13 protein-coding genes and 1 pseudogene are annotated in these 17143 nt (G+C 49.5%); all 14 read left to right on the top strand.

The annotated features are described in order from the left end of the window. The first annotated feature begins 1 nt into the window (after position 1). The 14 genes and pseudogenes from N530_RS18275 to ftsA all read left to right on the top strand — a co-directional run bounded on the left by N530_RS18275 (position 2) and on the right by ftsA (position 17101). Positions 2–382 (top strand): hypothetical protein, encoded by a 381-nt coding sequence (locus N530_RS18275; protein WP_035267247.1) that lies wholly within the window; start codon positions 2–4, stop codon positions 380–382. Beyond that, positions 378–2081: a penicillin-binding protein 2 gene (locus N530_RS0114105; RefSeq protein WP_081774021.1), complete on the top strand. Its 1704-nt coding sequence runs from the start codon at positions 378–380 to the stop codon at positions 2079–2081. Before N530_RS18275 ends, N530_RS0114105 begins: the two co-directional genes overlap by 5 nt. Before the next feature lie 43 nt (positions 2082–2124). After that, positions 2125–3576 (top strand): annotated as a pseudogene (locus N530_RS19375) (UDP-N-acetylmuramoyl-L-alanyl-D-glutamate--2,6-diaminopimelate ligase); the annotation flags it as partial. Positions 3577–3600: 24 nt separating this feature from the next. After that, positions 3601–5010, top strand: a complete 1410-nt coding sequence (locus N530_RS19380) for a UDP-N-acetylmuramoylalanyl-D-glutamyl-2,6-diaminopimelate--D-alanyl-D-alanine ligase (RefSeq protein WP_256374336.1) — start codon at positions 3601–3603, stop codon at positions 5008–5010. Positions 5011–5054: 44 nt separating this feature from the next. Beyond that, a complete protein-coding gene (gene mraY, locus N530_RS0114115; protein ID WP_026481215.1) occupies positions 5055–6137 on the top strand; it encodes a phospho-N-acetylmuramoyl-pentapeptide-transferase in 1083 nt (360 codons plus the stop codon). A 9-nt stretch (positions 6138–6146) separates the two neighbouring features. Next, the gene (gene murD, locus N530_RS0114120; RefSeq protein ID WP_026481216.1) at positions 6147–7475 is read left to right on the top strand and encodes a UDP-N-acetylmuramoyl-L-alanine--D-glutamate ligase; all 1329 of its coding nucleotides are present in this window, start codon (positions 6147–6149) and stop codon (positions 7473–7475) included. Then, positions 7475–8635 (top strand): putative lipid II flippase FtsW, encoded by a 1161-nt coding sequence (ftsW, locus tag N530_RS0114125; RefSeq protein ID WP_018688427.1) that lies wholly within the window; start codon positions 7475–7477, stop codon positions 8633–8635. Before murD ends, ftsW begins: the two co-directional genes overlap by 1 nt. Before the next feature lie 2 nt (positions 8636–8637). Beyond that, positions 8638–9756 carry an undecaprenyldiphospho-muramoylpentapeptide beta-N-acetylglucosaminyltransferase gene (gene murG, locus N530_RS0114130; RefSeq protein ID WP_026481217.1) on the top strand — a complete coding sequence of 373 codons (1119 nt, stop codon included), beginning with the start codon at positions 8638–8640 and terminating at the stop codon, positions 9754–9756. A gap of 33 nt (positions 9757–9789) precedes the next feature. Continuing rightward, on the top strand, positions 9790–11199 hold the full coding sequence (gene murC, locus N530_RS0114135) for a UDP-N-acetylmuramate--L-alanine ligase (protein WP_026481218.1): 1410 nt from the start codon (positions 9790–9792) through the stop codon (positions 11197–11199). Next, positions 11199–12170 carry a UDP-N-acetylmuramate dehydrogenase gene (gene murB, locus N530_RS0114140; RefSeq protein WP_026481219.1) on the top strand — a complete coding sequence of 324 codons (972 nt, stop codon included), beginning with the start codon at positions 11199–11201 and terminating at the stop codon, positions 12168–12170. The genes murC and murB overlap by 1 nt, the downstream gene beginning before the upstream one ends. 103 nt (positions 12171–12273) lie before the next feature. Further along, positions 12274–13662, top strand: a complete 1389-nt coding sequence (locus N530_RS0114145; RefSeq protein ID WP_026481220.1) for an MATE family efflux transporter — start codon at positions 12274–12276, stop codon at positions 13660–13662. 288 nt (positions 13663–13950) lie between these two features. Then, positions 13951–14883, top strand: coding sequence for a D-alanine--D-alanine ligase (locus N530_RS0114150; RefSeq protein ID WP_256374328.1), 933 nt, complete (start codon positions 13951–13953; stop codon positions 14881–14883). Beyond that, positions 14871–15812 (top strand): cell division protein FtsQ/DivIB, encoded by a 942-nt coding sequence (locus tag N530_RS0114155; RefSeq protein WP_051540987.1) that lies wholly within the window; start codon positions 14871–14873, stop codon positions 15810–15812. Before N530_RS0114150 ends, N530_RS0114155 begins: the two co-directional genes overlap by 13 nt. Further along, positions 15812–17101: a cell division protein FtsA gene (gene ftsA / locus N530_RS0114160; protein WP_026481223.1), complete on the top strand. Its 1290-nt coding sequence runs from the start codon at positions 15812–15814 to the stop codon at positions 17099–17101. The genes N530_RS0114155 and ftsA overlap by 1 nt, the downstream gene beginning before the upstream one ends. Positions 17102–17143: the final 42 nt, after the last annotated feature.

Here is a 17143-nt window from a genome sequence, read left to right on the forward strand (position 1 = left end):
CATGATGCGCTGGATAAATCTTTTGTTTCTGGGGCTGGTGATTGCGGCTGCAACGTGGACCTATCAGGTCAAGCACGAAGCCGAAGTAAAGCTGACTGAAATACGTGAGCTAAAAAATAAGATTGCACTAGAGCGCGAAACGATTGAGCTTTTAAAGGCGGATTGGGCGTTTTTGAGCCATCCAGCACGGCTTGAGAAACTTGCAAAACGTTATGAGCAAGAGCTGGGACTGCAAGTCACGGAAGCAGATCAGATTATTTCAGCAGATGAATTGCCAGATGTGCCGGTCTTTGCGCCCGGTGATGGAATTGGCGATCTCATCGCGGGTGAAGCAATCGATGATCTGCAAACAGGTTCCATTGAAGAAGGGCAAAGCAATTAAAATGCGGTTTCCTTTTTCCAAACCTTTACGGCGCTCATCTGATCAAGGCCATAAGCCTGCGCTCTCAGCGGCATCAAGCCGAAACCGTGTCGTCATTGCGATGGGATGTTTTATTGCTGTTTATGGCGTCATTGGTGGGCGGCTTATTCAATATGGTATGACTGACCTTGAGCAGGGGCGCAGCTACGGTTCGATTAACCGTAACATGGCTGCTCGACCTGATTTGGTTGACCGCAATGGCGCAATCATGGCGTCTGATATTCGGGTTGCATCGCTGTACGGTGAACCGCGCCGTATCATTGATCCAGATGAAGCTGTTGAGGCGCTAACAAGCGTATTGCCTAATGTGGACTATAAGGAATGGCACCGAAAATTATCTTCGGGTGCTGGGTTTGTTTGGCTGCGCCGTGAAATAACGCCGAAGCAACAAGCACAAGTTTTAGCGCTTGGTATTCCAGGTATCGGGTTTCGTAATGAAACGCGCCGCTTTTACCCCGGCGGCCCAAACGCTTCCCATATTCTTGGTCTCGTCGATATCGACAATGCAGGTATTTCTGGAATTGAAAAATACATCGATAACCAAGGTATCGGCGCGTTGCAGGCTCTGGGTTTAGATGCTTCTGAAGAACTTGCACCGGTCAAATTGTCGATTGATGCAGGTGTTCAGCATATTTTGCGTGATGAACTTATGACCGCGATGGATAAGTACCAAGCCATTGCTGCTGGTGCTATTATTTTGAATGCAAAAACGGGCGAAGTGGTCGCCATGGCATCTGTACCGGATTACGATCCGAACAATCCATTTAACGCTAATGATAAAGACCGGCTGAACCGTATGGCGGCGGGTACTTATGAAATGGGCTCAACGTTTAAAGCGTTTACAACCGCAATGGCGTTGGACAGCGGCAAGGTGAATTTGAATAGCCGTTTTGATGCGAGTAAGCCGATCAAAATTGCGCGTTTTACGATCAATGATTTCCACGGCAAAAAGCGTGTTCTGACTGTACCGGAAGTTTTCATATATTCCTCTAACATTGGTACGGCAAAAATGGCCGATGTTGTTGGCATTGAAGGGCATCGTGATTTTTTGAAAAAGCTTGGCCTGCTGGACATGCTTAAAACTGAGCTGCCAGAGACGGCCCGTCCGCTTGAACCTAAAGAGTGGAAGAAACTCAACTCGATCACGATTTCCTTTGGCCATGGTGTAACAACGACACCTTTGCAGACGGCAATGGCTGCTGCGGCTCTCGTTAATGGGGGCAAACTGATCAAGCCGACTTTCTTGCCGCGCACAAAAGAAGAAGCCGATGCGATGGGCGAACAGGTTATTTCAGCTAAGACAAGCGCTGAAATGCGTTATCTATTCCGCTTGAATGTGGAGCAGGGCTCTGGCCGCAATGCCGAAGTTGATGGCTTCTATATGGGCGGTAAAACAGGCACAGCCGAAAAAGTTATCAATGGAAAATATTCCAGTAATGTCCGCTTTAATGCCTTCTTGGCAGCGTTCCCGATTGATGATCCTGAATATGTCGTTTTGACAATCGTTGATGAGCCCAAACCGGTGGAAGGCCAGTACAGTGCGACAGCTGGATTAAATGCGGCACCTATGGTTCAGAGCATAATTCGCCGTTCAGCTTCATTGCTTGGTATACAGCCTAAATTCCATAATGATCGCGAGGCCTTACAAGTGTCGTATTAAGCAGCGTATAAGCCGAGCTGATTCCACTGATTTCGAGACAAAAATGTTTTTAACCCAATTATCTCCTATACTTAATAATGCACTGGAACTGAAATCAGGCGCTGTTTTGCCTGAAATCGAGGCCAATGGGGTGAGCGCTGACTCACGAGAGATTTCTACGGGTGAAATTTTTGTTGCGCTGTCAGGCGTAAAAGCCAATGGCGCGCAGTTTGCTTTGGATGCGGTACAAAAAGGTGCTTTGATTGTCGTATGCGGCCCTAATGATGATTTGGGTGATATTGGTGTGCCCGTTCTGCATGTGCCTGACCCGCACCGGACATTAGCGCTTTTAGCCGCTGCATTTTATGGCCCGCAACCAGAAACTGTTGTTGCTGTTACTGGCACCGCTGGCAAAACGTCGGTTGCAGCTTTTGTGCGCCAAATTTATGCTTTTTCAGGATTGCAGGCTGCCAGTATTGGTACAACCGGCATTGAACGGCCGGGCGGCTCGATTGAAGGCTCGCTAACAACGCCTGATCCTGTGGTGTTGCACATTGAAATGCGTAATCTGGCAGCTGAAGGTGTGACACATGTTGCGATGGAAGCGTCCAGTCATGGACTAACACAGCGACGTCTTGACGGTGTGAAACTGGCCGCTGCAGGATTTACCAATCTTGGCCGCGATCACATGGATTACCATCCAACGGTTGAAGATTATCTGGCTGCTAAAATGCGCCTTTTTGATACTTTGATGGACCCAAAATCTCCGGCTGTTATTTTTGCTGATGATGCTTATTCAGAAAAAGCCATCAATGCTGCTGCCAAGGCTGGCCTGTCGGTGATGACGGTTGGGCGAAAAGGCGAGTATATTACGCTCAAGCGTGTGGAGCACGAACGGCACCGCCAAATCGCAGAACTTGCGCAGGGTGGTAAAATCTACCGTATTGAATTGCCGCTTGCAGGTGACTTCCAAATTGCCAATGCGTTGGTTGCTGCCGGACTTTGTATCGCAACGGGTGTGGCTGCTGAAACTGCATTTAAAGCACTTGAGGTGTTGCAGGGTGCGCCGGGCCGGCTGGAGCATGTTGGCACAACGAAAAATGGTGCGCTGGTCTATGTAGACTATGCGCATAAGCCAGAGGCGCTTGAACAAGTGCTGCTATCTGTTCGCCCATTTACGACAGGCAAGGTTGCGGTGGTGTTTGGCTGCGGCGGTGACCGCGATACGGGCAAACGTCCGATCATGGGCGAAATCGCGGTGCGGCTTGCTGATGTTGTTTATGTGACCGATGATAATCCGCGCACGGAAGATGCAGCACTTATCCGCCGTGCCATTATGGACGTTGCAGATGGTGCGGTGGAAATTGGTGATCGCCGCGAAGCTATTCGCACAGCGATCTCAAATCTTGGCAAAGGCGATACGCTTGTTATCGCAGGCAAGGGCCATGAAACGGGCCAAACAATCAATGGTGTGAAGCATCCGTTTTCAGATCATGAAGAAGCGCGCAGTGCTATTGAGGAAGTTGGTCCGATTGGTGAAATGCCATTATGGACAGGTCAAGCGATGGTTGAGGCCATGCATGCACGGCCTGTGCACGGCGTTCCAGATGAGATCACAGGCATTTCGATTGATACGCGCACCCTTCAAAAGGGCGAGGCGTTTTTTGCGATCAAAGGCGACCGTGTTGACGGGCATGATTATGCCACAGCGGCTGCGGCTGCAGGTGCAGCTGTCTTGGTTATTGACGAGAAAAGACTGCCATCACTTGGCCGGATACAAACACCGCTCATGGTTGTTGATGACGTTCTGCATGCGATGGAACTTTTAGGCAAAGCGGCTCGCGCACGCTCCAAAGCAAAAATTATTGCGGTAACTGGTTCGGCTGGTAAAACCACGACAAAAGATGCGCTGGCACATGCGCTTGCTACCTGCGGCAGGGTTCATGCTTCTGCGGCCTCCTTCAATAATCATTGGGGCGTACCGCTAACATTGGCGCGTATGCCGGAAGAAACAGAGTACGGCATATTTGAAATTGGCATGAACCATGCTGGTGAAATAACACCGCTTGCGAAAATGGTGCAGCCACATATTGCCATCGTTACATTGGTTGCTGCGGCCCATATGGGGCATTTTAAAACGCTCGACGATATTGCCCATGCTAAGGGCGAAATTTTCAGCGGGCTTGTTCGCGGCGGCACTGCAATTATCAATCGGGATGATAAGCGTTTTAAACTGCTGAGCGAAATTGCTGAAAAATCAGGTGTGAAAAACATTGTTGGTTACGGTGCGAACCGGCGCAGCGACGTTGTGCTCAAAAATGCAGAATATTTAGACGATTGCACAACGGCGATTGCCAAGGTTTTTGGACAGGAAGTTGCTTTCAAGGTCAGTGTACCGGGCAAGCATGTTGTTCAAAATATGCTGGCTGTTTTGACAACGGCTCATCTGGTTGAGGCGGATATGTGCAAAGTTAGCCATTCTTTGGCGCGGCTGACCGCATCCGATGGACGTGGCCGCCATTATGAATTGAAAGTCTCGGGCGGCACTTTCACGCTGATTGATGAGAGCTATAATGCTAATCCGGCCTCTATGGAGGCAGCGCTTGAAATGCTGGCTTCGATGAACCCGAAAGGGCGTGGCCGCCGCATTGCTGTGCTTGGCGACATGCTTGAAATGGGCAAGTTTTCACAAAAGCTACATGCGGCCCTTGCTGATCCTTTGGCGCGTTTCGCGATTAAGGATGTTTATCTTGCGGGCTCAGAAATGATTGCGCTTGAGGCGGCTCTTGGCGAAGAATTTAATACGCATTATTTTGAAGATGCGGATGGTTTGGCCAAAGAATTTACCGAAGTTCCCTCTGCAGGAGATGTGGTCATGGTGAAATCGTCTAATGGTATTGGGTTTTCAAAAATTGTTAAAGCGCTTTTGAAAGCGTATAGCGCTGCGTAACAACAGGGTAATGCTGCTCGGCAGTAATTAAGGGGAATTCTACAATGCTCTACTGGCTGACGCAGTTCGCTGACCAGTTTCAAGTTCTTAACTTGTTTCGATACATCACTTTTCGCAGCGGCGGCGCGTTAATTACGTCCGCTTTTATCGTGTTTCTATTTGGCCCGCGCATTATTGCAGCGCTTAAATTGCGGCAGGGCAAAGGCCAGCCAATTCGTGCCGATGGTCCACAAACGCATTTGAAAAAAGCGGGTACGCCGACAATGGGCGGCTTGATGATACTTGTTGGTATTATTGTTGCGACACTGCTCTGGGGCAATTTGAGCAATACCTATGTGCAAGTTGTCATGATGGTAATGATCGGCTTTGGCGCAATCGGCTTTTATGATGATTATTTGAAAGTGACCAAGCAGTCAGACAAAGGCTTTTCAGGCAAAATGCGTCTCACTCTTGAGTTCATTATTGCTGGTATTGCATCCTACATTATCATGAAGGCTGGCGGCGAACCTTTCTCCTCAAGTCTTGCATTCCCGTTCTTTAAAGATTTCCTATTCAATCTCGGCATTTTCTTCATTCCAATGGCTTCTTTTGTAATCGTTGGCGCGGGTAATGCGGTGAATTTAACTGATGGTCTTGATGGGTTGGCGATTGTGCCGATCATGATTGCGGCAGGCGCTTTTGGTATTATTGCCTATTTGTGCGGTAACGCGATTTTTGCCGATTATTTGCAGATTCACTTTGTGCCGGGCACAGGTGATTTGGCCGTTGTGGTGGGTGCATTAATGGGCGCTGGCCTTGGCTTTTTATGGTTCAATGCACCGCCAGCTGCGATTTTTATGGGTGACACAGGCTCTCTCGCGTTTGGCGGATTGATTGGCACTATTGCTGTGGCGACAAAGCATGAAATCGTTATGGGCATTATTGGCGGCCTGTTTGTTATGGAAGCGCTCAGCGTGATCATTCAGGTCGGTTATTTTAAGATGACTGGCAAGCGCGTATTCCTGATGGCGCCTATTCACCACCATTTTGAGAAAAAGGGTTGGACCGAAAGCCAAGTTGTTATTCGCTTTTGGATTATCGCTCTCATTCTTGCGCTTGTGGGATTGTCCACACTAAAACTTCGCTAGGCAATAACGATGATTAAGCTGACAGTCATGGCTGGTAAAAGGGTTGCCCTTTTTGGATTGGGCGGCTCTGGCATTATGACTGCCGAAGCGCTGGTTGCTGGTGGTGCAGAGATTTTTGCTTGGGATGATAATCCTGACAGTGTCGCGCGGGCGCAGGCCAAAGGCATCAATTGTACCGATTTGCACGGCGTGGATTGGTCGGGAATTGATAGTTTCGTTCTATCGCCCGGCGTTCCGCTCACACATCCCAAGCCGCATTGGTCGGTTGATTTGGCCCATGGTGCCGGTGTGGAAATCATTGGCGATGTAGAATTATTTTGCCGTCAGCGCCGTGATGCAGAAACGACAGCCAAGCTTGTTGCGATTACCGGAACGAACGGCAAATCAACAACAACGGCGCTAGTTGCACATCTGTTTAAGGAAGCTGGACGTGATGTCCAAATGGGCGGCAATATTGGCGTTCCAGTGCTTGCGCTCGAAGAGCCTGAAGATGGGCGCGTTTATGTGATTGAATGTTCATCTTATCAGATTGATCTTGCCCCTTCGCTTGACCCTGATGTGGGCATATTGCTGAACCTGTCGCCAGACCATTTAGATCGTCACGGTTCAATGGAAAACTATGCGGCCATTAAAGAGCAGCTCGCTGCTAAATCTGTGCAGGGCGTGATTGGTGTTGGCGACAAATGGTCGACTGCCATTGCTGCACGTATTGAAAATGCGATGCTTATCGATGTTGAGCAATATGGCGATATGCTTGATTTGAGTGATGCGCCTTCACTGCGCGGTGCACATAATATGCAGAATGCTTTGGCAGCGACCGCTGCGGGCCGTATTCTGGGGCTAAGCGCGCAGGATATGACGGCTGCGCTTAAATCTTTTCCTGGCCTTGCTCACCGCATGCAAATTATCGCGGAGCGCGGGAAAACCAAATTCGTCAATGACAGTAAAGCGACCAATGCAGATGCGGCGGAGAAATCGCTTTCTAGCTTTAGTTCAATCCATTGGATTGCGGGCGGGCTTGCAAAAGAGGGCGGTATTGAACCGCTGCGTCCTTTGTTTGGCAATATTGCAAAAGCCTATCTGATTGGAGAAGCAGCACCATCTTTTGCTGCAACCCTTGGCGAAGATGTTGCTTATGAGATTTCGGCAACGCTGGATGTTGCAGTTCGACATGCTGCGGCAGATGCGGCGCAAAGTTCGCACCATGAACCTGTGGTATTGCTGGCACCGGCAGCGGCAAGCTTTGACCAGTTTTCGAATTTTGAAAAACGCGGTGAAGCTTTTACTGAAGCTGTTGAAAAATTGCCACTTGAAGAAAAAGTGGAAGGGAAAAGCTAATGTATGTACGCAGTGACCGCAGCGCAGGCGCAGAATGGTGGCGTACCATCGACCGTTGGTTATTGGTCGCATTTTTAGCGCTCATCGGCTTTGGAATGGTTTTGTCCTTTGCCGCGAGCCCGAATGTGGCCGAGCGCATTGGCTTGGATAGTTTTCACTTCGTCAAACGCCATGCCGTTTTCTTGCTGCCCTCGATAGCCGTTATGATTGCTGTTTCTTTTCTTGAAGAACGCCATGTGCGCAGACTTGCGCTACTTGTGTTGGCAGGTTCCATTGTACTTATGGTTATGGCGCTGTTTTTTGGTGTTGAAATCAAAGGCTCGCGCCGCTGGGTCAGCATTCTTGGTTTTCAGCTTCAACCATCAGAGTTTATGAAGCCGGCCTTCGTGGTTATCTGTGCTTGGATGTTTGCAGAGCGCCAACGCCGCCCTGATATACCGGGCAATTTGTTTGCTGGAATTTTGTTCATTGCAATCGTTGGGCTTTTGGTAGCGCAGCCAGATTTGGGACAAACGATTTTGCTCGCCGGTACTTGGGGTGCCATGTTCTTTATGGCTGGCATGTCTTGGTTATGGATTGTTGTGCTTGGCGGTATTGGTGCGGTTGGTCTTCTTTCTGCCTATTATGCGCTGCCGCATGTGGCCGGACGTATTGACCGCTTTTTGACCGGAGAAGGCGATACATTTCAGGTTGATATGGGGCGCGAAGCGATTGTGCGCGGTAGCTGGTTTGGCCAAGGGCCGGGCGAAGGCACCGTTAAGCGCGTGCTTCCAGATAGCCATACGGACTTTATTTTCTCCGTTCTTGGCGAAGAATACGGCATTATTTTATGTATGGTTTTGGTGGCTGTTTTTGCCTTCATCGTCCTTTATGGTTTGAAGCGCTCATTTAATGAAACTGACCATTTCCGCCGTTTTGCCGTGTCTGGTCTTGTCATCCTGATCGGCTTTCAGTCGATGATCAATATATCGGTTAATTTGCAATTGATGCCTGCGAAGGGCATGACACTGCCATTCATTTCTTATGGCGGCTCATCCATGATCGCGGTTGCTTTGACCGCTGGGTTCTTGTTGGCTTTGACACGTAAACGTCCTGAAACGCGTGCAGGCAAAGTACGCTTCCATTCACCTATTGAAGGTGGCTTGGAAGCAGCGGAGTAGAAATGACAAAAGGTGTAATTCTTCTTTGTGCCGGCGGTACTGGCGGCCATTTATTTCCAGCTGAAGCGCTGGCGCACGAACTTCACAAGCGTGGGTGGACCATTCATCTGGCAACCGACAAGCGCGCGCAGCAATATACGGCGAATTTCCCCGCCCTACAAACACATGTGATTGAAGCGGCATCGCCGTCAGGCATGAACCCGATAAAGATCATTAAAGCGGTTTTTATTTTAATGCAGGGTATGCGCACATCAAGGCAGTTGATTGGCGATCTTAAACCTAAAGCCGTTATCGGATTTGGTGGCTATCCAACGGTGCCGCCGCTCATGGCTGCTGCTGGTAAAATGCCAACGATGATCCATGAACAAAATGCTGTTGCTGGGCGCGCTAACAAAATGTTGGCAAAGCGTGTGACGATGATAGCGGGCGGTTTTTTAAAAGCTGAGGGCGCGTTTGCCGATAAGATAATCGAAACGGGCAATCCGGTTCGGCCTGCGGTTAAAGAGGCAAGCGCCAAAGCCTATGCACCAATTGGTAAAAGCGGGCCGATCAATCTTGTGGTTTTCGGCGGTAGCCAAGGCGCACAGTTCTTTTCTAAAACGATACCTGCCGCACTGGCAAAACTGCCGGAAGGTCTGCGCGCACGTATTCATTTAACGCAGCAAGCGCGGCCAGAAGATGAAGATGAAGCACGCGCAGCCTATGCAGCTATTGGCGTTAAAGCCGTGGTGTCGCCGTTCTTTTCTGATCTGCCAAATAGCATCAGCAGTGCACATTTGGTTATGGCGCGCTCTGGTGCCTCAACTGTTTCAGAGGTTGCAGCTATTGGCAGACCTGCGATTTTCGTGCCGTATCCGCATGCGCTAGATCACGATCAGGCTGCAAATGCTGCAGCTCTGGAAGCGGTTGGCGGGGCAAAAGTCATGCGCCAGTCGGACCTTGATGCTGATATAATCGCTGCAGAGTTTGAGCGTTTGTTCCAATCACCGGACGAACTTACCAAAATGGCAGCGGCTGCTAAGGCTGCGGGCAAACCGCAAGCAGACATCTTGCTTGCAGACCTGACAGAGGCTATTGCGTCAGGAAAGAGTGTTGCTGAGCTGAAAGCTGCGCAATCCTAGATATTCAACGCCTAGAATTTCGGAACTAATCATATGAAAATGCCGCAAAATATCGGACTGGTTCACTTCGTCGGAATTGGCGGCATAGGTATGAGCGGGATTGCCGAGGTTCTGCACAACCTTGGCCACAAAGTGCAAGGCTCCGATCAGGCTGATGGACCCAATGTGCAGCGCCTGCGCGAAAAAGGCATTGAAGTGTTTGTCGGTCATTCGTCGGCAAATATTGGCGATGCGCAGGTTGTGGTTGTTTCAACGGCGATTAAAAAAGACAATCCTGAATTGGTTGCTGCACGCGAGAAATTACTGCCGATCGTGCGCCGTGCAGAAATGCTGGCTGAAATTATGCGTTTTAGAAACGCGATTGCGATTGGTGGCACGCACGGAAAAACAACGACAACTTCAATGGTGGCAACACTATTGGAAGCTGGTGATCTTGATCCAACCGTTATCAATGGCGGCATCATCAACGCTTATGGCACCAATGCGCGCATGGGCGAAGGTGAGTGGATGGTTGTTGAGGCCGATGAAAGCGATGGCACATTTTTAAAATTGCCAGCGGATGTGGCTGTTATCACCAATATCGATCCTGAGCATCTTGATCATTATGGTTCATTTGACAATGTGCGCAAAGCTTTCAAACAATTCGTGGAAAATGTTCCGTTTTATGGCTTTGGCGTGTGCTGCATTGATCATCCGGAAGTGCAGTCGCTGGTCTCTAAGATCTCTGATCGCCGCGTCATAACATATGGTACAAACCCGCAGGCTGATGTGCGTTATACGCATAAAGGTATGGACGGTGCGACATCGCTGTTTGATGTTGAAATTCGTGACCGCAAAGGCGGCGAAATCGTATTCCTGCCTGACTTACGTTTGCCAATGCCGGGCGCGCACAATGTTTCAAACGCCACTGCTGCAATTGCCGTTGCGCATGAGCTTGGCATGAGCGTGGAAAATATTACAAAAGGGCTTTCTGCCTTTGGCGGTGTAAAACGCCGTTTTACGCATACGGGTGATTGGAACGGCGTTGCTGTGTTTGACGATTACGCGCACCATCCGGTTGAAATTAAAGCGGTTCTACAGGCAGCGCGTTCTGCGGCTAAAGATAAGCGTGTTATCGCGATTATGCAGCCGCACAGATATACGCGGTTACATGATTTGTTTGATGATTTTGCTGCTTGTTTTAACGATGCAGATATCGCGCTTGTTGCCCCTGTTTATGAAGCTGGCGAAGACCCGATTGAGGGCGCAAATCATGAGACGCTGGTCAGCCATATGAAATCTGGCGGGCACCGTGATGCACGCACAATTTCGGGTCCTGCGGATGTCGCATCAATCGTGCGCAAGGAAGCATCTGAGGGTGACTATGTGATTTATATGGGCGCTGGCTCCATCACACAATGGGCTTATGCGCTGCCACGCGAATTGGCCGGTGGTGACGCCTAATGTCTATTAATGGTGAAGCATTGCTGGAACGGCTGCGTCCTTTATTGCCGGATTTGCGCGGACGCATGACACCTGATGCGCCAATGAGTGCTGTGACTTGGTTTCGCACAGGCGGGCGCGCAGAGGTGCTTTATCAACCAGCAGATGAAGATGATCTGGCGATGTTTCTAGCAGCGCTGCCTGACGATGTGCCTGTTCTGGTCGTTGGGGTTGGCTCCAATTTGATGGTACGCGACGGCGGCCTTAAAGGCGTTGTTATTCGTCTTTCAGCGCGCGGTTTTGGCAGCATAGAAACTGTTGGCGACACACAGATTAAGTGCGGTACTGCCGTGCCGGATAAAATGCTGGCAAGTGCTGCGCGTGATGCGTCACTTGGCGGTTTTCATTTCTATCATGGTATTCCAGGCGCAATTGGCGGTGCATTGCGCATGAATGCAGGGGCCAATGGCACTGAAACACGCGAGCGCGTTGTTGAGGTTTATGCGGTTGATCGCCAAGGTGCAAAACATGTCATTTCGAATGAAGATATGGGCTATTCCTATCGTCATTCGGGTGCATCCAAGGACTTGATCTTCACGGGTGCGCTTTTTGAAGGTTATGCGGAAGATAAGGCCGTCATCCAAAAACAGATGGATGAAGTGCAACATCACCGCGAAACAGTTCAGCCGGTGAAGGAAAAAACCGGCGGTTCGACCTTTAAAAACCCAGATGGCCATTCAGCGTGGAAATTGGTTGATGATGCAGGGTGCCGCGGTCTGATGGTGGGACAAGCGCAAATGTCGCCCATGCATTGCAATTTCATGATCAATACGGGCGGTGCAAGCAGTCATGATCTTGAAACGCTCGGCGAAACAGTCCGCACGCGCGTGCTTGATACGTCCGATATTCGTCTTGAATGGGAAATCAAACGCCTCGGTGAGTTTGCGGACGATCAAGAGCCGGTGCAGGAGTTTCTTGGCCGTTTGCTGTGATATGGTTTTGGTAATCTGAATTTAGACTTTAACCGTTGATTTTTTACTTGATGGTGTGAAAATATTTATTGGCCTTTCGTGTAATCGAGGCTAATGGGTCTTGATGACAGATATGACTCACATCGATACGAACGTTGTAACGCCGGCAGTCAAGAGCTGGTCAGAGCATTTGCGCGCGACATTCAAGCTTGGCATTCCACTTGTCGGATCTCAGCTTGGTCTTATGCTGATGAATACCACCGACACTATCATGCTCGGCTGGTACGGCGTGGAAGAACTGGCCGCCAGTGTGCTCGCGACGCAATTGTTCTTTATCATTATGATCTTTGGTGCTGGTATCGGTCAGGCCGTAATGCCGATGGCTGCGCAAGCAGAAGGTGAAGGCGATAAACGCACGGTACGCCGTGTTGTTCGCATGGGCTTATGGATTGCTATTTTGTATTCCAGCCTTGTTCTGCCACTGCTTTTCTTTGGCGAATCTATTTTGCTTGCGCTGGGGCAAAAGCCGCAACTTGCACTTTTAGCTGGCCAATATTTGGCCATTGCAGCGATCGCTATGTTCCCGACATTGCTTAGCCATGCTTTGCGCTCGTTTTTGTCTGCTATTGAACGTGCGCAAATTATTTTCTGGTCAACAATGTTGGCAGGCCTTGCCAATATCGTTGTCAATTACATGCTTATTTTTGGTAATTGGGGCGCGCCGGAACTTGGTGTTCGTGGTGCGGCTTATGCGACATTGCTGGTTAACATTATTATGTTCTTGGCGATGGCACTTTACGTTGCTTATCAAAAAGATGCGCGTAAATATGAAGTCTTTGTTCGCTTTTGGCGCCCTGATTGGCATGCGTTCTTTGATGTATTGAAGATTGGTATTCCTATTGCCATTACGATTTTGGCAGAAGTTGGCATGTTCATTTTTGCATCGATTATGGTGGGCTGGCTTGGCGTTGTGCCGCTGGCTGCTCATGGTATCGCGCTGCAATTAGCCTCGATAGCCTTCATGATACCGCTTGGTATGAGTCAGGTCGCGACGATACGTGTATCGAACGCCTTTGGCCGTAATGATCCGGGCAACCTTCAGCGGGCTGCCAATGCTGTTATGGCAATAGCGATCTTGGTTGCTGTCGTCAGTGCGAGCCTGTTTTTCATCATGCCAGATCAGTTGATCAGCATGTTCTTAGATGAAAGCAAAAAAGATGTGGCCGCTGTGGCAACTTATGCGGTGCCGCTGCTTTTCGTTGCTGCTGTTTTCCAGTTGGTTGATAGTACGCAGGCTGTTGCGGTCGCTCAATTACGCGGTTTGAAGGATACGCGTATTCCCATGGCAATGGCTATTTTCTCCTATTGGGGTGTTGGGCTTTCAACGTCCTATTATTTGGGAATTGTCGAAAATTGGGGCGGTGTTGGCATATGGACCGGACTGGCAGTTGGTTTGGCATTTGCGGCAATCTTACTGAATTTCCGTTTTCAGCTTATTCGTCCGCGCGATTAACTTTTTTCTGTATTGAACGACCCAATGCGGCCTAACTGGCGCGCATTGGGTTCGTGTGCTCAATTTTGAAGACAATAATTCCCTTGCTGTGAAGATTTTTCGCAAGATGCTTTGGTACTTTTTTCGATTTTCACTTGTCAGCGAATCGCCACTCTGATTCATATAGACTTGTTCCGTTTTGGTTTGAGTCGGGTGCGTGTGTTGCTGCCTTGGTTCACGGTTTGCGTTTTGCGCCGTGATCGGACTCTTGCTTTATCTTGCGGATGTTGTGAAACGAAGGGAAGCGCTTTGGTCAGTCGAGATAAGCATGTAGCAGTATTGATGGGTGGTTTTTCGTCGGAAAGACCCGTCAGTTTGATGTCTGGAAATGCCTGTGCTGATGAGCTTGAGCGCTTTGGCTACCGTGTCACGCGCATTGATGTAACCCATGATGTTGCGAGCCAGCTTGCCGAAGTAAAGCCGGATGTTGCGTTTAATGCGCTGCATGGCCCTTACGGTGAAGACGGCACTATTCAAGGTGTTTTGGAATTTATGCAAATTCCTTACACGCATTCAGGCGTGCTTGCGACTGCGGTGGCAATGGACAAAGAGCTTTCTAAGCGGTTGGCCAAAACACACGGTATTACTGTTGCTGAATCAAAAGTGATGAACCGCTTTGATATTACTTCCGCGCATCCAATGCAGCCGCCTTATGTGGTCAAGCCTGTGGCCGAAGGATCAAGTTTTGGCGTGGTGATTGTGAAAGAGGGGCAAAGCCATCCGCCGCAAGTGATTACCTCTGCTGATTGGAAATATGGCGACCGCGTTATGGTGGAGCGCTATATTCATGGCCGCGAATTTACCTGTGCCGTTATGGGAGATGTTGCGCTTGGGGTCACAGAAATAATTCCGCAGGGCCAAGAATTCTACGATTTTGATGCAAAATATGCTGCTGGGGGATCAAATCATGAATGCCCAGCAAAAATTTCACCTTTTGTTTACCAAAAGATTACGAATATGGCGTTAAAAGCTCACAAGGCATTTGGCTGTCGCGGCGTGACGCGTTCCGACTTCCGCTATGACGATCGTTTCTCTGCAGAAGGTGAAGTGATCTGGCTGGAAATCAACACGCAACCGGGCATGACAGCGACATCTTTAGTGCCTGAGCTTGCAGCTTATGCCGGACATAGTTTCGGAGAGCTTTTACATTGGATGGTGGAGGACGCTTCTTGTTCGCGTTGAAGTCAAAATTGCTAGAGTTTGAAGGTTCTGTGCTTCCAAGTGCACATTACGCGAACTTGCGCGTTTTGCCGCGTTTGCTGCGGTGGCCAGTCCGTTTCTTGAAACGGCTGCTGGACGGACATATCATCATTCCAAAACATGCCGAAGGATTTGGCATTACTGCAATTATTGGCGGCGCGGTTGTTTATGGCTCAGTGATGGGCGGGCAATTCGGCGTTGCTGTGGATTCTGTGACGGCTAAATCTGGTTTTGCCGTTTCTGAAATCGAAATTTCTGGCAATACGCACACGACAGCCAATGATGTGTTTGCTGCGCTGCGTTTGGGTGAGCAACGCTCCCTCGTTTCCATCGACCCAGATGCGTCGCGCGAAGCATTGAAGCAATTGCCATGGGTTGGTGCCGCAAGAATCGCAAAAGTTTATCCTGATAAGCTGAAAATCGACATTGAAGAACGCGATGCTTTTGCTGTTTGGCAGCAAGGCGAAGCACTTACAGTTGTTCAAAAGGATGGTTCGGTTATCGGGGGCTATGCAGCTGATGCCCGTTTGTCGGCTCTACCATTCCTTGTTGGAAAAGGTGCAGCAGAAAACGGTGAAGCTTTTGTGGAAACGGTAGCGAAATTCGATGATTTGGCAGGGCGTGTTCGTGCTTTCATTCGTGTTGGTACGCGCCGCTGGAATTTGCGTCTGGACAATGGCATGACGATCCGTTTGCCGGATGAAGGATTAGAAGACGCGCTGGCACGCCTGACAGATTTGCAAAACAAACTCGGCGTCCTTGACCGTGATCTTGCTGCCATTGACCTTCGTTTAAAGGATCGCACTATTTTTGCTTTGACAGAAAATGCACAGGAAAGCCGTGAGGCTTTTGTCAAAGCACGCGCTGATGCTGCGGAAAAAGAACGCAAAGCGCGCGGGAGCCGTATCTAATGGCTAAAATTCGCAGCTCAATTGTTACTGTTCTGGATATTGGTTCCACAAAAACCGTATGTGTCATTGCAAAAATGATGCCGGTTGATGGCGGGCGTTATTTGCATGGCCGCACGCACGCACCGGAAGTGATTGGTATTGGACATACCAAGTCTGTGGGCATGAAGTCTGGCATGGTTGTTGATCTTGACAGTGTTGAGCGCACAGTGCGCCATGCGGTTGAAGCTGCTGAGCGCATGGCTGGCCTGACCGTTGAATCTATTATTACGAATATTAGCGCAGGGCGTATGGCCAGCACAAAATGTTCAGCGTCGATTACGCTAGAAGATCGGCCAATCGCTGCAAAAGATATTCAAAAAGTTCTAAAAGCTGCGGTAGCGCGTGCAGCGCGTATTGATCGCCAAGTGGTTCACTTGATGCCGGTTGATCATGTGCTTGATGGTGAGCGCGGCATTCTTGATCCACGCGGTATGATTGGCGAAGAATTATCGCTGAATATGCATTTACTCAGCGTTGATGCTGCACCGCTGCGCAATCTGGAATTGGCAATCAACCGTTCGCATTTGAGTGTCGAGCAAATGGTTGCAACACCTTATGCTTCTGGTCTTTCAACGCTTGTTGATGACGAGTTAGAACTTGGCTGCGCCTGTATTGATATGGGCGGCGGCACAACATCAATATCTGTATTCTCAGAGCGCCGATTTATCCATGCGGACTGTATTCCTGTGGGCGGTCATCATGTGACGATGGATATTGCGCGCGGGTTTTCTTGCAGTATTGAAAATGCAGAGCGCATGAAAGTGATGCAGGGTTCTGTTATGGCGGCCACTGTTGATGACCGCGAAATGATTTCTGTGCCTGGCCTTGGTGAGGACGGACTTGATAACCCGCATCAGGTGCCACGCAGCTTGCTTAACCGTATTATTGCAGCGCGTGTTGAAGAAACTTTGGAAATGTTGCGCGAGCGTCTCAATAAATCGGGACATTCAAGCGTCATCGGTAAGCGCGTTGTTCTAACAGGCGGCGCTGCTCAGATGGCAGGCCTGCCAGATTTGGCGCGCCGTGTTCTTGGCCGCAATATCCGTATTGGCCGTCCGCTTGGCATTAAAGGCCTACCGACATCAGCTAAAACACCAGCATTTGCTGCAACTGTGGGACTAATGATCTATCCACAGACAGCACATAACGATCAGAGTTTGACGAATTTTCAGGGCGCGGTGCGCCATCAACGTAACGGAACCGAAGGTCCATTGGGTCGCATGACACAATGGATCAAAGATAGTTTTTGATTTCACACGAGAGTGTGACCACCGGCAGCAAGGCAATGCTTC

Origin of the sequence: Ahrensia sp. 13_GOM-1096m, from assembly GCF_000620605.1 — a bacterium.
Taxonomy (GTDB): Bacteria; Pseudomonadota; Alphaproteobacteria; order Rhizobiales; family Rhizobiaceae; genus Ahrensia; species Ahrensia kielensis.

What these genes read in the sequence shown, in the direction of transcription:
- N530_RS18275 (WP_035267247.1), top strand. Translation starts at nt 2, where the DNA reads ATGATGCGCTGGATAAATCTTTTGTTTCTGGGGCTGGTGATTGCGGCT.
- N530_RS19380 (WP_256374336.1), top strand. Translation starts at nt 3,601, where the DNA reads ATGCCATTATGGACAGGTCAAGCGATGGTTGAGGCCATGCATGCACGG.
- mraY (WP_026481215.1), top strand. Translation starts at nt 5,055, where the DNA reads ATGCTCTACTGGCTGACGCAGTTCGCTGACCAGTTTCAAGTTCTTAAC.
- murD (WP_026481216.1), top strand. Translation starts at nt 6,147, where the DNA reads ATGATTAAGCTGACAGTCATGGCTGGTAAAAGGGTTGCCCTTTTTGGA.
- ftsW (WP_018688427.1), top strand. Translation starts at nt 7,475, where the DNA reads ATGTATGTACGCAGTGACCGCAGCGCAGGCGCAGAATGGTGGCGTACC.
- murG (WP_026481217.1), top strand. Translation starts at nt 8,638, where the DNA reads ATGACAAAAGGTGTAATTCTTCTTTGTGCCGGCGGTACTGGCGGCCAT.
- murC (WP_026481218.1), top strand. Translation starts at nt 9,790, where the DNA reads ATGAAAATGCCGCAAAATATCGGACTGGTTCACTTCGTCGGAATTGGC.
- murB (WP_026481219.1), top strand. Translation starts at nt 11,199, where the DNA reads ATGTCTATTAATGGTGAAGCATTGCTGGAACGGCTGCGTCCTTTATTG.
- N530_RS0114145 (WP_026481220.1), top strand. Translation starts at nt 12,274, where the DNA reads ATGACAGATATGACTCACATCGATACGAACGTTGTAACGCCGGCAGTC.
- ftsA (WP_026481223.1), top strand. Translation starts at nt 15,812, where the DNA reads ATGGCTAAAATTCGCAGCTCAATTGTTACTGTTCTGGATATTGGTTCC.